The 13,655-nt window shown below is 71.0% G+C and carries 13 protein-coding genes and 1 riboswitch; of the genes, 7 read left to right on the top strand and 6 right to left on the bottom strand.

Annotated features, from left to right (window positions below):
• Positions 1 to 27: 27 nt before the first annotated feature.
• Genes I2501_RS03015 through I2501_RS03005 form a run of 3 tightly spaced genes read left to right on the top strand, consistent with a single transcriptional unit; the run spans position 28 to position 3,070 of the window.
• Complete coding sequence (locus tag I2501_RS03015) at positions 28 to 1,170, top strand: ABC transporter substrate-binding protein (RefSeq protein ID WP_328806165.1); 1,143 nt, start codon at positions 28 to 30, stop codon at positions 1,168 to 1,170.
• 53 nt (positions 1,171 to 1,223) lie between these two features.
• Entirely contained in the window at positions 1,224 to 2,147 is a 924-nt protein-coding gene (locus I2501_RS03010) for a carbohydrate ABC transporter permease (RefSeq protein ID WP_196192165.1), read from the top strand.
• Positions 2,148 to 2,158: 11 nt separating this feature from the next.
• The gene (locus I2501_RS03005) at positions 2,159 to 3,070 is read left to right on the top strand and encodes a carbohydrate ABC transporter permease (RefSeq protein WP_215909248.1); all 912 of its coding nucleotides are present in this window, start codon (positions 2,159 to 2,161) and stop codon (positions 3,068 to 3,070) included.
• 24 nt (positions 3,071 to 3,094) lie between these two features.
• Here the strand turns inward: I2501_RS03005 and I2501_RS03000 are convergent, their stop codons facing one another.
• The 3 genes from I2501_RS03000 to I2501_RS02990 all read right to left on the bottom strand — a co-directional run bounded on the left by I2501_RS03000 (position 3,095) and on the right by I2501_RS02990 (position 5,774).
• Positions 3,095 to 4,039, bottom strand: coding sequence for a LysR family transcriptional regulator (locus tag I2501_RS03000; protein ID WP_196192163.1), 945 nt, complete (start codon positions 4,037 to 4,039; stop codon positions 3,095 to 3,097).
• A 69-nt stretch (positions 4,040 to 4,108) separates the two neighbouring features.
• Positions 4,109 to 5,062 carry an aldo/keto reductase gene (locus I2501_RS02995; RefSeq protein WP_196192162.1) on the bottom strand — a complete coding sequence of 318 codons (954 nt, stop codon included), beginning with the start codon at positions 5,060 to 5,062 and terminating at the stop codon, positions 4,109 to 4,111.
• A gap of 85 nt (positions 5,063 to 5,147) precedes the next feature.
• A complete protein-coding gene (locus tag I2501_RS02990; RefSeq protein ID WP_196192161.1) occupies positions 5,148 to 5,774 on the bottom strand; it encodes a maleylpyruvate isomerase N-terminal domain-containing protein in 627 nt (208 codons plus the stop codon).
• Between the two features lie 183 nt (positions 5,775 to 5,957).
• Positions 5,958 to 6,025, top strand: a riboswitch (guanidine-III (ykkC-III) riboswitch).
• Between the two features lie 11 nt (positions 6,026 to 6,036).
• On the opposite strand from I2501_RS02990, the gene I2501_RS02985 reads away from it, so the two are divergent.
• Complete coding sequence (locus I2501_RS02985; RefSeq protein ID WP_196192160.1) at positions 6,037 to 6,921, top strand: MBL fold metallo-hydrolase; 885 nt, start codon at positions 6,037 to 6,039, stop codon at positions 6,919 to 6,921.
• A gap of 38 nt (positions 6,922 to 6,959) precedes the next feature.
• Here I2501_RS02985 and I2501_RS02980 read toward each other — a convergent pair whose 3' ends face one another.
• Together I2501_RS02980 and I2501_RS02975 are read right to left on the bottom strand one after the other, a co-directional pair.
• A complete protein-coding gene (locus I2501_RS02980) occupies positions 6,960 to 8,963 on the bottom strand; it encodes a hypothetical protein (RefSeq protein WP_196192159.1) in 2,004 nt (667 codons plus the stop codon).
• 193 nt (positions 8,964 to 9,156) lie between these two features.
• On the bottom strand, positions 9,157 to 10,269 hold the full coding sequence (locus I2501_RS02975) for an alkene reductase (RefSeq protein WP_196192158.1): 1,113 nt from the start codon (positions 10,267 to 10,269) through the stop codon (positions 9,157 to 9,159).
• A gap of 94 nt (positions 10,270 to 10,363) precedes the next feature.
• On the opposite strand from I2501_RS02975, the gene I2501_RS02970 reads away from it, so the two are divergent.
• Positions 10,364 to 11,317, top strand: coding sequence for a sigma factor (locus I2501_RS02970; protein ID WP_196192157.1), 954 nt, complete (start codon positions 10,364 to 10,366; stop codon positions 11,315 to 11,317).
• A complete protein-coding gene (locus I2501_RS02965; protein WP_408022699.1) occupies positions 11,317 to 12,288 on the top strand; it encodes a phosphotransferase family protein in 972 nt (323 codons plus the stop codon). The genes I2501_RS02970 and I2501_RS02965 overlap by 1 nt, the downstream gene beginning before the upstream one ends.
• Positions 12,289 to 12,324: 36 nt before the next feature.
• Here I2501_RS02965 and I2501_RS02960 read toward each other — a convergent pair whose 3' ends face one another.
• Positions 12,325 to 13,032, bottom strand: a complete 708-nt coding sequence (locus I2501_RS02960) for an MBL fold metallo-hydrolase (RefSeq protein ID WP_196192156.1) — start codon at positions 13,030 to 13,032, stop codon at positions 12,325 to 12,327.
• 98 nt (positions 13,033 to 13,130) lie between these two features.
• Between I2501_RS02960 and I2501_RS02955 the strand changes: the two genes are divergently transcribed.
• Positions 13,131 to 13,655: a TetR/AcrR family transcriptional regulator gene (locus I2501_RS02955; RefSeq protein ID WP_196192155.1), complete on the top strand. Its 525-nt coding sequence runs from the start codon at positions 13,131 to 13,133 to the stop codon at positions 13,653 to 13,655.

The following is a 13,655-nucleotide window of genomic DNA, read 5'->3' as shown; positions in this document are numbered from 1 at the left end:
ACTGTCAGCTTCGGCTCCAACGCCGCCGTGCCCCAGCCGAAGGGCGCCTACCAGTCTCTGTTCACGCAGGTCAAACACGACACGGGCCTGAGCGTCGATGTGAACTGGGTGGACCACAACACGTTCCAGCAGAACATCTCGACCTACCTGCAGGGCAATCCGCAGGACGTCTTCAACTGGTTCGCTGGCGAGCGGATGCAGTTCTTCGCCGGGCAGAACCTGCTGCACGACGTCGACGACGTGTGGGCGTCCATCGGCGGCAACTACACCGACGCGATGAAGGCCCAGAGCAAGGGCAGCGACGGCCACTACTACTTCGTGCCGTTCGACTACTACCCCTGGGCCGTCTACTACAGCAAGAGCCTGTGGAAGGCCAAGGGCTACGCCGAACCGACCACGTGGGACGAGTTCATCGCGCTGGCCAAGAAGATGAAGACCGACGGGCTGATCCCGATCGCCTTCACCGACAAGGACGGCTGGCCCGCCATGGGCACGTTCGACTACCTGAACATGCGCATCAACGGCTTCGACTTCCACATCAACCTGATGCGCAACGGCGACCAGTGGAACTCCCCGCAGGTCAAGGCGGTCTTCGACCAGTGGACGCAGCTCCTGCCGTACTACTCCCCCGGGGCCCTCGGTCTGACCTGGCAGGAGGGGGCGCAGCAACTGCTCAACCAGCAGGCCGGGATGATGGTGCTCGGGCTCGACCAGATCGGGACGATCTTCACCGGCCCCAAGGCCGCCGACCTGGGCTTCTTCGCCTTCCCTGAGATCAACCCGCAGTTCGGCCAGGACAGCGTCGAGGCCCCGATCGACGGGTTCATGATGAGCGCCTCGCCGAAGAACCACACCGGCGCCGTGAAGCTGCTGGAGTACCTGGGAACCGCCAAGGCCCAGCAGTTCTGGCTCGGCAGCAACCCCGCCGACATCGCCACCGCCAACGGCGTGGACGCCGCCAAGTACACCCAGGCCCAGGCCGATTCGGTGACGCTCATTCAGAAGGCCAGCCACATCTCGCAGTTCATGGACCGCGACACCCGGCCCGACTTCGCGGACCCGGTGCTGCTGCCGGCCATCCAGCAGTTCCTCAACAACCCGGGCGACGTGGCCTCAATCACCTCCTCGATCGACAAGCAGGCCAAGTCGATCTGGGCGAGCAACGGCTGACCACGTCGCGTCCCACCCGGCAGGCGCCGGGGCGCACCGAAACGAGAGCGCTGATGACCACTCGACAGCTGACCGCTCGACCGCGCGGTCGGCGCTTGTCCACGCGTGACCGGCTCACCCTGACGCTGATGGCGGGCGTGCCCACGCTCCTGACCGTGGGCCTGGTCTGGCTGCCGGCCCTGGCCTCCGTCGTGCTCTCCTTCGCCAGTTGGCCGGGCATCGGCGGGGTGCAGAACATCCACTGGATCGGCCTGGAGAACTACCGGAACATCTTCACGATCTACCCGCCGTTCCAGCCGGCCCTGGAACACAACCTGCTCTGGCTCGTCGTCTTCTTCTGCGTCCCGGCCCCGCTCGGGCTGTTCCTGGCCGTGCAGTTGGACAAGCAGATCCGCTTCTCGCGGCTCTACCAGAGCGTGTTGTTCATGCCGGTCGTCCTGTCGCTGGCGCTGGTCGGCTTCATGACCGAACTGATCTTCTCCCCGACCCAGGGCCTGATCAACAACCTCACCGGGCACACCCAGGGTTCGTCCGTGATCGACTGGCTCGGCAACCCGAACCTCAACATCTGGGCCGTGCTGGTGATGGCCTGCTGGCGGCAGACCGGCTACGTCATGATCATGTATCTGGCAGGGCTGAAGTCCGTGGACCCCTCCCTCAAGGAGGCCGCCTCGCTCGACGGAGCGAGCGGGTGGCAGACCTTCCGGCACGTGGTCTGGCCCGCGCTGCGACCGATCAACGTGGTCGTCCTGGTCATCACGGTGATCGAGTCGCTGCGCGCGTTCGACATCGTCTACATCATCAACCGCGGCACCAACGGGCTCGAACTGCTCTCGGTCCTGGTCACCAACAACATCATCGGGGAGGCCAGCCGGATCGGCTTCGGCTCGGCGCTGGCGACCATCCTGCTGGTGATCTCCATGGTCTTCATCGTCCCCTACCTGGTGACGGTGTTCCGAAAGGACTCCCGCACGTGACCGCGACCCTGCTGCCGTCGTCCCGCCCCGAGGCCCGGGGCCGCGACGACGCGTCCGGCACCAGGCGGAGCACCCGCGCCGCGCGGCTCGCCCTGCACGTCTTCCTGGCGGCAACCTGCCTGGTGTGGATCACCCCGCTGTTGTACGCCTTCTACACCGCGCTGCGTCCCTACGCGGACACCCAGCGGCTCGGCTACGTCTCGGTGGGCGGCCACTACGGGTTCGGCAACTTCACCGCCGCCTGGACGCAGGCCCAACTGCCGCAGTACTTCCTCAACTCGCTGATCATCACGGTGCCCGCGCTGGTGCTCACGCTCTGGCTGGCCAGCATGGTGGCCTTCGTGGTCTCCCGCTACAGCTTCCGCGTCAACGTCGCGCTGCTGATGCTGTTCACCGCGGGCAACCTGCTGCCGCAGCAGGCGCTGATCACGCCGCTCTACAAGCTCTACCAGCTGGTTCCGCTGCCCACCTGGCTGGCGTCCTCGGGCAAGCTGGACGACTCGTTCATCGGCCTGATCCTGGTCCACGTCGCGTTCCAGACGGGCTTCTGCGCGTTCGTCATGTCGAACTACATGCGGACCCTGCCCGCGGAGCTCGGCGAGGCCGCGCTGATGGACGGCGCGTCGAGCTGGCGTTACTACTGGCAGATCATCATGCCGCTGTGCCGACCGGTGCTCGCCGCCCTGGCGACCCTCGAATTCACCTGGATCTACAACGACTTCTTCTGGGCCACCGTGCTGATGCAGACCGGCGCGAACCGGCCGATCACGGCCGCGCTCAACAACCTCAGCGGAGAGTTCTTCGTCAACAACAACCTCATCTCCGCGGCGTCCCTGATCGTCGCGGTCCCCACCCTGGTGGTGTTCTTCGCGCTCCAGCGACAGTTCGTCGCCGGTCTGACCCTCGGTTCGGCCAAGGGCTGACCCACCTCTCCGGGGGCGGCCCGCTCAGGACCGCGTGGCCGCACCCGCCCAGGTCGGCAGCCAGACCTCGGCGGCGGGCGACGTCGTCCGCCGGGACTCGAAGTAGCCGCGCAGCCGGTCCAGCGCCGGGTGGGGGTTGTCGTCGCGCCAGATCACGGACAGCGGATAGACCGGCGCCGGGTCCCGGATCGGGACGCGCCGCAGGTCGTAGCTGTCCGGCCACATGTAGCGCGAGCCCTCGCCGACCAGCGTGGCCAGGTCCGGGGAGTCCGCGATCTCGTCCAGCAGCGCCTCGTTCCCGAAGACTGGACCGACCATGTCGATGGTGAGGCCGAAAGCCGTGGCGAGCTCGTAGTAGTAGTCGGCGACCTCGCCGCGGGCGTCCAGGCCCGGCATCCAGATGCGGTGTCCGGCCAGTTGCCCCGGCGTGACGGCGCGCGCGCTGGCCAGCGGATGGCGCGGGCCGACGAGCAGTTGGTGCCGGTCCTCGATCATGGGGGCGGTGCGGATGCCGTCCGGGACATGGCGCTGCGGCGGCACGGCGTGGAAGGTGGCGTCGACGCTCCCCGCCGCGACGGCGGCGATGGCGCCGTCCACGTCGGCGTCCAGGGTCACCACGTCCAACTCGATCTCGGGATGCGCGCGGTGGAAGTCCTGCAGCAGTCCTGCGGTCGCGATGCGCCGGTTGACGACGTCGACGCGCAGCGCGCGCCGGCCGGGGCGGACCGAGGCGTCAGCCCGATCCGCCACCCGGAGCAGTTCGCGGGCGTGGGGCAGGAACGCCTGACCGTCGATGGTCAGCCGGGCGCCGCGGGCGGTGCGCACGAACAGCCGTACGTCCAGCTCCTTCTCCAGTCCCGCGATGCGCTTGGAGACCGCCTGCTGGGTGATCGACAGGTCGGCGGCGGCCTCCTGGAACTGGCCCGCGTCCGCGGCGGCGACGAATGTGCGTACGGCTTCGAGATCCACGCCGAGCCACGTTAGTCGACGACGGACGGTGACGGGCCGACGGACGGTGAGGGACCCACGGCCGTCGCGTCAGGCGGCGGGACGCCCGGCGAGGACCGCGTCGATCTCCGCCAGTTCCTCGGCTGGCGGCACCCACTGGCCCGCGGCGGCGTTGGCACGGACCTGCTCGGCGCTGGTCGCCCCGGCGATGACCGAGCTGCACCCAGGACGCGCGGCGAGCCCGCCCACGCCGATCTCCAGGACGGTCCGGCCGTGCGCCTCACCCCAGGCGGCAAGGCGTTCGACCGTGTCGAGCCCGGCCTCGGTCACCCGCTCCGGCCGCGACGCCAGGCGCGAGCCCGCGGGGACGCCCGTCGCGCGGCGCACCTTGCCGGTCAGCAGCCCGTTGGCGAGCGGGAAGAACGGCAGCACGCCCAGGCCGTAGTGCAGCGCGGCGGGGACCACCTCCCGCTCCGCGCCGCGTTCGAGCAGCGACCACTCGTTCTGGGCCGAGACGAACGGGACGGCCCCGATCTCCCGGGCCACGTGCGCGGCCTCGGCGATCTGCCAGCCGGCGAAGTTGGAGTGGCCGATGTACCGCACCTTGCCCTCGCGCACCAGCTCGCTCAGCGCGGCGAGCGTCTCGGCGATCGGCGTGAGCGGGTCGGGGGTGTGCAGCTGGTAGAGGTCGATGTGGTCGGTCTGCAGCCGCCGCAGCGACTCCTCGACCGCGCGCCGGATGTAGGCCCGGCCGCCCTTGGCCCCCGCCGCCGGGCCGTACCCCATGTCCCACTTCTGGTGGCCGAACTTGGTAGCCAGCACGACCTGGTCGCGCCGCCCCTTCAACACCCGGCCGAGCAGCGTCTCGGAGCCACCCCCGTCGCCGTACATGTCGGCGGTGTCGAAAAGGGTCACGCCTGCGTCCAGTGCCGCGTCGACGACCTCGCGGGTCCGCGCCTCGTCGAGACGTACACCGAAGTTGTTGCAGCCCAGTCCCACCACCGAGACCAGGAGACCGCTGTTGCCGAGCGTGCGATAGTCCATGAGCTCACCCTAGATCTGACGGGACGACACCACCGACCAGCTCAGCGCTGGTCTCGTCAATCTCATCCATCTCATCACCGGGCGCCTATCTCATCACCGGGAGCACGGCCTCCTTGGTCCGGCCGGCCGCCGCCTCGATGAAGGCCGTCGGGTCGACCACGTCCGCCAGCATGTCCCGGGTGGCCCGCAGCGCTGCGGCGGGTGGCGGCGGGCCGCCGACGGCGTCGATCAGGTCGAGCAGGTGGACGGTCGCCTCCATCACCGCGATCTCGCGCAGGGCTCCCAGCGTGACCGTTCCGGCGGGGTGGGCGACGGCCGTGTCCGGCGGGAGGGCGGCGAGCTCCGCGACGACGGCGGGGCCGGTCTCGGCGAACCGGCTGACCAGAGCCTCAGGGGTCATGCTGCCTGCCGTCTCCTGCGCCTGCGTGGCGACCTGGTCCGCCACCGCGTGCGCCACACCGCCGGGCCGGTTGAAGATCCGCAGGATCTCCGACCCGCTGGTGACCGTCGCCGGGCCCGCCACCACGGCTTCGCGCAGCACGGCGAGCATCGCCGGGTCGGGCGCCACATGGGCGTACAGCGCCCGGACCGACCATCCGGGCAGCCGCGTCGCACGGTCCCACTCGCCCGGCTCCAGCGCGGCCCCGCGCTCCGCCCAGGAGTGCCACAGCTCGACCAACAGGTCGGCGCGCGACGTGTTCTGATGTCCCATCACGACCTCCTCGGGGGCCAGCCTACGAGGCCGGGCAGGCCCAGACCGGGGAGCCGACGCCGCTCGGCCTGTCCGGCGCGGCCCCGGCGGGACTCCGCCGCGCCCTCGGCGTGCCCTCGGCGTGCCCTCGGCGTGCCGTCCGGGGAGCCTGCCGCCCGTCGTCGTGCCCGTGGTAGCTTCGCGCCGGAGGCTCAGCTGTGCCGGCCCCGGACGAGATGTGCGCCGTACCCGGCCTGCCAAGACGACGCACGCAGGAGGCGTCATGACCGCAGGCCCAGGCTCATCCTTCGTCGACTTCGACAGCCCGGCTCCCAGGCCTCGCGAGTTGGACGTCCGCTGGATCCACGGATCACCGTCGTCCAAGCACAACACGGACCCGGACATCCAGGTCCACGCCTACGACGAGCACACCGTCATCCTGCGCCAGAACATGGCGATCGACTACGAAGCACCGTTCCTGTTCCTGCTGTTCGGCAACACACAGGCGGTGCTCGTCGACACCGGGGCCACCGCGTCCGCCGAGTTCTTCCCCCTGCGTCGAGTGGTGGACGAACTTGTCGACGGCTGGCTCGTCCGCAACCCCCGCACGGAATACCACCTGCTGGTGCTGCACACCCACGGCCACGGCGACCACGTCGCGGGCGACGGCCAGTTCGCCGACCGCCCGGACACCACCGTGGTCGGTGCGGACCTCGCCAGCGCCTGGACGTACTTCGGATTCGCGCAGGACCCCACCGCCGTGGCGCGGGTGGATCTTGGCGGCCGCGTACTCGAGTGTCTGGCCACCCCCGGGCACCACGAGGCGGCGGTCACGTTCTACGACCCGTGGACCGGGATCCTGCTCACCGGCGACACCGTCTACCCGGGCAGGCTCTACGTCCAGGACTGGGACGCGTTCGCCCGGACCGTCGACCGTCTGATCGAGTTCTGTGAACTCCGGCCGGTCACCCACGTCCTGGGCTGCCACATCGAGATGACCACCGAACCGGGCGTGGACTACCCGGTCCGCACCACCTACCAGCCGCACGAGCCCCCGCTGCAGCTGACCACCGAGCACCTGCGCGAGATCCGCGCCGCGCTCGTCGAGATCGGCGACCGGCCCCGCCGGCTCGCCTGCCCGCGCTTCGTCGTCTGCCCGGACGACTAGGGTCCGCCGGACAGACCCTGGCCACCGGGCCTGCCGGGTCAGGCCGGGGAGACCGGCGTGCAGCGCCAGACGATGTGCAGGTGCGCGCCCGGGACCAGTCGCTCCAGGTCGTGCTGCAGTCGCCGCGCCAGCGCCCGGTTGCCGACTTGGACGTCGACGGCCTGTCCGGCCAGCGCGCGGACGGCCAGCACCAGTGCGTCGAGTGACTGCCGGTAGACGGCGCCGGTGGGCAGGACGCTGCCCATGTTGACCGAGTTGAGGTAGGCGTTGATCGGCGCCATGGTGCCCTGACGGTGGTTCAGCGTGTTCGCCAGGATGGTGTTGCGCCGGTTCGACCAGCCACGCGCCGTGTCCAGCATGATGACGGTGCCGGTCGCGCGCAGCACGGACGCGTTGTCGGTGACGTCCGGGCCGGGCTGGGGTGCGGTGACTCGGATCCTGCCGTCACTCCAGACGATCAGCGGCAGGTTGCCCAGCAACGCGAGCCCCGGGCCGACGGTCGAGGTCGACGGCTGGGCGTTGCTGATCGGTGGTGCGCCCCAGGCCGCGTTCAGCCCGACCAGCATCGCGCCCGCGCACGCCGTCACGCCTACGGCGGTCTGCACCAGCCGTCGCGCGGGGGCGCCCAGGTTGGGCAGCGCGACGCCGGGCCGCAGCACCCAGCCGACGGCGCCGACCAAGGTGAGCATGACGAAGGTGAGCCCGGTGGCCGCCTTGTCGAAGTAGTAGGCGAGCTGGTGGATCGTGGCGTACTGGTAGACCCCGTAGAGCACCAGCGCGGCGACGCCACCCGCGGCCACCAGCACCCCTGCCCGCGGCACCGCCAGGCCGCGCAGCGCCGGACGCACCAGAGCGGCGAGCACGACGGCGGCCAGAGCAGCCACGAAGACCAGGGACTGGGTGCTGGCGTCGGCCCCGCTCTCCAACGACTGCGCGCCGATGTCGAGCGAGGTGGTGACCGCGACCAGGGTGGGCAGCACGGCCGCGACCATGCCGAGCGCCATCACCGGGAGCCACCAGCGCAGCGCCCTGCGAATGCCCGGCCACCGCAGTACGACGTGGGCGACCAGGGCCAGGCCCAGGATGACCGCGAACAGATTGTAGCAGTACGCCGTGGTCACCGCCGCGGCGACGGCCACAGCCGTACGCTCCGCCATCGGCATCGCGGAGCGCAGCAGCAGTGCGGTGCCGAGGACCAGGAAGAACAGGCCGACCAGCTCCGAGTAGAAGCCCTGGAGGACGAGCACCACCAACGGGCTGGCCACCAGCACACCAGCCACCAGGGCACCGACTGCCCCGGCCCGCCAGCCGCGCAACCGCGGGCCGCCGACCCAGCGGGCCGCCCACACGGTCACCGCGCAGACACCTGCCGCGACCACCAGCATGCTGTGGAACAGCCAGGTGTAGGAGAGCAGCGCGTCGGGCTGGATCCGGCCGTTGTGCAGCACCAGGTCGACCCACGCCAGCAGGAAGTGCGAACCCTGCGGGTAGGACGTCTCGGTAGGCGTCATCACGTACTGACGCGCCTGCTCCGCGTGCAGGAACAAGTATCCGGGCATGTGCTGGATCGCGTCGAAGATCGCGAAGTGGACGTAGGCGTCCGGCGCCTCACCGTTGTAGTCCAGCTGGGTGGCGGCGGACAGTCGGGCCACCGGAGCCAGCAGCCGCCACAGCACGAACGCTCCGGTACCAAGGACCGTCAGGTCCGACGCCCGGAAACGCAGCGGGAGCTGCGGCAGCCGGCCCGCGCACCACCACCACGCTCCGGCGAGGAGTAGCAGGACCGAGCACGACAGGGGGACCGAGAGCCCCCAGGGCCACACAGAGAGCAGCAGACCCAGGATCAGCACTTCACCGCTGAGCAGCAGGCCGGCCGCGATCAGCCGGTCCAGCAGCACCCCGCCTGTCCGAATCGCCGAGGCCGTGCCCAGCAGCACCACCACCAGTAGCAGCGGCCCCCACCCCACCTGGACCAGCGCCCAGGGCAGCACCAACGACGCCCCCAGCCAGGCCGGCCCGACCCAGGCACGTGCCCGGTCCATCTCGCGCACCACGTCTACGACGTCTCCCCGTGTGTCCCGCTCGTTCGCAGCCAACTGAATCACGCGGAACGCAGTGGTCCGCCGCATCCCGCTCGGAGCGAGCGTCATGTTCGACGGATGTTCACCGTCAGCCCGGCTGTCGGCCCTACTGTCGGCCCGGCTTCCGGCTCGCCGCCGCAGCCATCACAGCGGGTCAGTCGAGATACCCGCGCACTCCCCCGGTGTAGTACGTGCTCGGGTCCCCCTGCGCCGGCGCGCGGCCGAGGGCGAAGCGGGTGACCAGGTCCGGGTTGGCGACGAAGTGACGGGCGAAGGAGATCGTGTCGGCGACACCGGACGCGATCGCGGCGTTCGCCGACTCGCGGTCGAAGCCGTTGTTCGCGATCAGCGGCCCGGCGAAGAGTCGCCGGTAGCGGGCGAAGAGGCTGAGGTCCGGCGTCGCCCCGGGAGCCGTCAGATCCGGTCCGAGCAGGTGCAGGTAGGCGACCGGGCGGTCGTTGAGCGCTGCCGTCAACTCGTCGTACTCGGGCAACCGGTCCGGAGCGAAAGCGAACTGCTCGCCGGTGTTCCAGTACGGCCCCAGCCGCACGCCCACGCGTGGCGCGCCGTCCCAGGCCGCGGCCACCGCGTCGACGACCTCGAAGAGGAGCCGCCGCCGACGGACGCCGTCCCCACCGTAGGCGTCCGTGCGCCGGTTCAGCGTCGGGCTCAGGAACTGCGGCAGCAGGTACACGCCCTGTGCGGGCAGTTCGACGCCGTCGAATCCGGCTCGCCGGGCGTTCTCCGCCGCAGCCGCGTAGTCCGCGATCGCCTGTCCGATCTCACGGACGGTCATCGCGCGCGGGGTGACGGTCGGCTTGGGCCCGGTCGGTGTGAACACCGTCTGCCCCGGGTTCACCGCCGACGGACCGGCAGGCAGCCGTCCGCCGTGGTGGTCCGGGTGCGACACCGCGCCCGCGTGCCACAGCTGCGCCACGATCCGGCCGCCCAGCGCGTGCACGACGTCGGTGACCCGCCGCCAGGCCGCCACCTGCTCCGGACTGTAGATCCCGGGGACGTTGACCTGTCCGATCGCCTCCTCGCTCACGAACAAGCTCTCGGAGACGACCAGACCGGCCGTCGCGCGCTGCGCGTAGTGGGCGACATGCAGATCGGTCGGCACCAGCCCCGGGTTCTCCGCGCGCGCCCGTGTGGTCGGAGCCAGCACCACGCGGTTGGGCAGCCGCAGCCCGCCCAGGTCGAACGGGCGCAGCAGGGGCTGGTCCAGGCCGCTGGTCGTACGCAGCTCATGTGTCGTCGTAGTCATCGTCAGGTCCTTCCGGTCGTTCGCAGGCGTCCCGCGGGTCCCGCGGGTCTCGTAGGATCGACGGGAGCCGCGCGGCAAAGGTGACCGGAGACCGATGGACGACGACGCACGGATCGCGGCGGCCGAGCTGGCCCGGCGGTTCGAGACACAGCGCGGGCCGCTGCGCGCACTCGCCTTCCGCATGCTCGGCTCCGTCAACGAGGCGGACGACGCGGTCCAGGAGACCTGGCTCAAGCTGCACCGGGTCGACGCCGACGAGATCCGCAACCTCGACGCCTGGCTGCGCACCGCGGCCTCCCGGGTCTGCCTCGACATGCTCCGCGCCCGCGCCTCCCACCCCGAGGAGCCGGGCGCGCACCGGCTCCCGGGCGAGGACCCGCAGGCGGTCGGCGACGGGGCGGACCCGGAGCAGGAGGCCGTGCTCGTCGACGGCGTCGGCCGGGCCATGCTGGTCGTGCTGGACACCCTCACCCCGGCCGAGCGGGTCGCGTTCGTGCTGCACGACCTGTTCGCGGTCCCCTTCGACGAGATCGCACCCGTCGTCGACCGCACCCCCGCCACCGCCAAGAAGCTCGCCAGCCGCGCCCGCCTCCGTGTCCACGCCGCCCCGGAGCCGCCCGCCGCCACGCAACTGGCCCGGCAACGACGCGTGGTCGAGGCGTTCCTCTCCGCCTCCCGCACGGGCGACCTGGCGGCCCTGCTGCAATTGCTCACCGCCGACGTGGTCCGCCGCACCGACGCGAGCGCCCTCCCGCCCGGCGCGGCCACCGAGGCCCGCGGCGTACGCGACGTGGCGGACGGGATCCTGGCCTTCGGCCGACGCGCCCGGCACGCCGCTCCCGCGCTGGTCGACGGCGCCGTCGGCGCGATCGTGGCCCCGCGCGGCCGTCTCGCCATGGTCATCACGTTCACGATCGTCGGCGACCGGATCGCCGCCTACGACGTCGTCGCCGACCCCGCCCGCCTGCGTCGACTCACGCTCGCCGTTCTCGACGAGGTCGATGAGTTCGACGAGTTCGACGAGCAGACCGATAGTCTCCCTTCGTGATCACCAGCGAGGACCAGGACTGGGCCGCCACGCGGTCATGGGTGGAGCGGCGGCTCGCCGCCGGGGAGCGGATAGCCGAGGTCACGCGCCTGCGTGGCGGCTGGACGTCCGAGATGCGCCGACTGGACGTCGCCGGGAAGGACGGGAGCGGGCGCACGCTGGTGCTGCGCTCGTTCGTCACGCCCTTCTACCGCCTGCACGCCGACGGCCTGCTGTCCCGCGAGGCCGCGATCCTGCGCCTGCTCGCCGACACCGGCATCCCGGCGGCCACCCTGCTCGACGTCGACCCGACGGCCGAAGCCTGCGACGACCCGTCCCTGCTGATGTCGCTGCTGCCCGGCTCCGTCCGGCTGGACGACGAAGGCGCGGACCGGCGGGCCGACCTGCTGGCGGCGCAACTGGTGCGCATCCACCGGGTCGACGTCACCCCGCAGGCCAGGCCCCGGACCTGGCAGCCCTGGACCTCGCCCGAGCGGGTGCGGCTGCCCGAGCGGACCGCGCGTCCGGAGCTGTGGCGACGGGCCGTCGACGTCATCCGCGAGGAGCCTCCGGCCCACCGGTCCTGCTTCCTGCACCGGGACTTCCACCCCGGCAACGTGCTGTTCGAAGGCGATGACGATGGCGATGGCGATGGCGACGACGTCCGTATCAGCGGCGTCGTCGACTGGGTGGAGACCTCCTGGGGCCCGGCCGACCTGGACGTCGCCCACTGCTCGACCGCCCTGGCGCTGCTCCACGGCGTGCCCACAGCAATGGACTTCGCCGACCGGTACGTCGCCGCGGGCGGAGAGCTCGCGGACGACGACGCGGCGCACTTGTACTGGCGTCTGCTCGACGCCCTCGCCTTCGCCCCGGACGCCGAGAAGGTCGCCGTGCCCTGGCGCACCCTCGGCCGCGACGACCTCACCCCGGCCCTGCTGACGGACCGTCTGGAGCGGTACCTCCAAGCGCTGTTCGCACGCTACGCGTGACCGCCGGACTGCGCCGGAGCACGCCGCCCGCCCGCGTCAGTTCTTCAGGATCGCCTGGGTGAGCTCCGCCGGTGAGGCGTGCCAGGGGCTGCCGTGGCCGGGGAGCACCCACGAGGCCGCAAGCGGGGCGATCCGCTCCAGGGAGGCGAGGGCCTCGGCGGGGTCGTCGGTGAAGGGCGCCGGTTGCGGGCCGGTGCGTCCGGTGAGGACGTGCCGCGTGGTGAGGGCGTCACCGACGAAGACCGCGTCGACGTAGGGGACGTGGATCGCGACGCTTCCCGGGGAGTGTCCGGGCATGCCGATGATGACGGGCGCTCCGGGCAGGTCGAGGGTGTCGCCGTCGCCGACCTCGGTCACGACGTCGACGTAGCGGGTGCGCATGCCGTTCTTGCTGAGCGAGTAGCCGAAGAACTTGAGCGTCGGCCCGATGCGCATGGGGCCCGCTGGCGTCTTGGGCTTCTCACCCGTGCGGGCGCGGACGGCGTCGGCGGCGTGCACGTACACCGGGACGTCGTGCTCGCTGCGCAGGCGCTCGGCGAAGCCGATGTGGTCGGCGTCGCCGTGCGTCAGCACGAGGCCGCGGATGTCGGCGGGGGTCTTGCCCAACGACTTCAGCTCGCGCTGCAGGTCGTGCCAGTGTCCCGGCAGGCCGGCGTCGATGAGCGTGATGCCCTCGGGGGTGTCGATGAGATAGCAGGCCACCACGTCGTTGCCGAGGCGGTGCAGGTGCGGTGCGAGTTTCATGGCTCTCCAGGAGCTGGGCTGGGGCTCGCCTGACACGGCTAAGCTAGTTAGCTATGATGGCTAACGTCAATAGCTTTCAATGACGAGAGGCTCCCACCATGCCGACGCCCGAGAAGACGTCTCTCGGACAGATCGTGACCGCCGGCCGCGAACTGCTGGAGGCAGGCGGTCAGCAGGAGTTGACGATGCGTGGGGTGGCCGAACGCGTCGGCGTGCGGGCTCCGTCACTGTACAAGCACGTGGACAACCGCGCGGCTCTGCTGACCGCGGTGGCCACGGCCACCGTCGACGAGCTCGCCGCGAACCTGGCCTCCACCGACGGCTCCATCGAGGAACTGGCCCGCTGCTACCGGCGGTTCGCCGGAGCTTGGCCCGAGGCGTTCCGGCTGGTGCTGCGCTCCGAGCACGCACCGCCGCAGGCCCTCGCCCGCGTGGCCGAACCGATCCTGCGCGCCGCCGAGGAGCTCGTCGGCACGGAGCAGGCACTCGACGCCGCGCGACTGGTGTCGGCATGGGTCACCGGTTTCATCGAGATGGAGCTGAACGGCGCCTTCCGGCTCGGCGGCGACGTCGACCAGACCTTCGAGTACGGCCTGGTCAGCATACGCCGGGCGCTCTCCTGA

The sequence above is a fragment of the Streptacidiphilus fuscans genome (assembly GCF_015690355.1).
In the GTDB taxonomy this organism is placed as follows: Bacteria; Actinomycetota; Actinomycetes; order Streptomycetales; family Streptomycetaceae; genus Streptacidiphilus; species Streptacidiphilus fuscans.
Note: the sequence above shows the minus strand (reverse complement) of the source record. Positions and strands in the feature narration are given on the sequence as shown.

What these genes read in the sequence shown, in the direction of transcription:
- I2501_RS03010 (WP_196192165.1), top strand. Translation starts at nt 1,224, where the DNA reads ATGACCACTCGACAGCTGACCGCTCGACCGCGCGGTCGGCGCTTGTCC.
- I2501_RS02995 (WP_196192162.1), bottom strand. Translation starts at nt 5,062, where the DNA reads ATGGACTATCGCACGCTCGGCAACAGCGGTCTCCTGGTCTCGGTGGTG.
- I2501_RS02990 (WP_196192161.1), bottom strand. Translation starts at nt 5,774, where the DNA reads ATGGGACATCAGAACACGTCGCGCGCCGACCTGTTGGTCGAGCTGTGG.
- I2501_RS02985 (WP_196192160.1), top strand. Translation starts at nt 6,037, where the DNA reads ATGACCGCAGGCCCAGGCTCATCCTTCGTCGACTTCGACAGCCCGGCT.
- I2501_RS02980 (WP_196192159.1), bottom strand. Translation starts at nt 8,963, where the DNA reads ATGGACCGGGCACGTGCCTGGGTCGGGCCGGCCTGGCTGGGGGCGTCG.
- I2501_RS02975 (WP_196192158.1), bottom strand. Translation starts at nt 10,269, where the DNA reads ATGACTACGACGACACATGAGCTGCGTACGACCAGCGGCCTGGACCAG.
- I2501_RS02970 (WP_196192157.1), top strand. Translation starts at nt 10,364, where the DNA reads ATGGACGACGACGCACGGATCGCGGCGGCCGAGCTGGCCCGGCGGTTC.
- I2501_RS02960 (WP_196192156.1), bottom strand. Translation starts at nt 13,032, where the DNA reads ATGAAACTCGCACCGCACCTGCACCGCCTCGGCAACGACGTGGTGGCC.
- I2501_RS02955 (WP_196192155.1), top strand. Translation starts at nt 13,131, where the DNA reads ATGCCGACGCCCGAGAAGACGTCTCTCGGACAGATCGTGACCGCCGGC.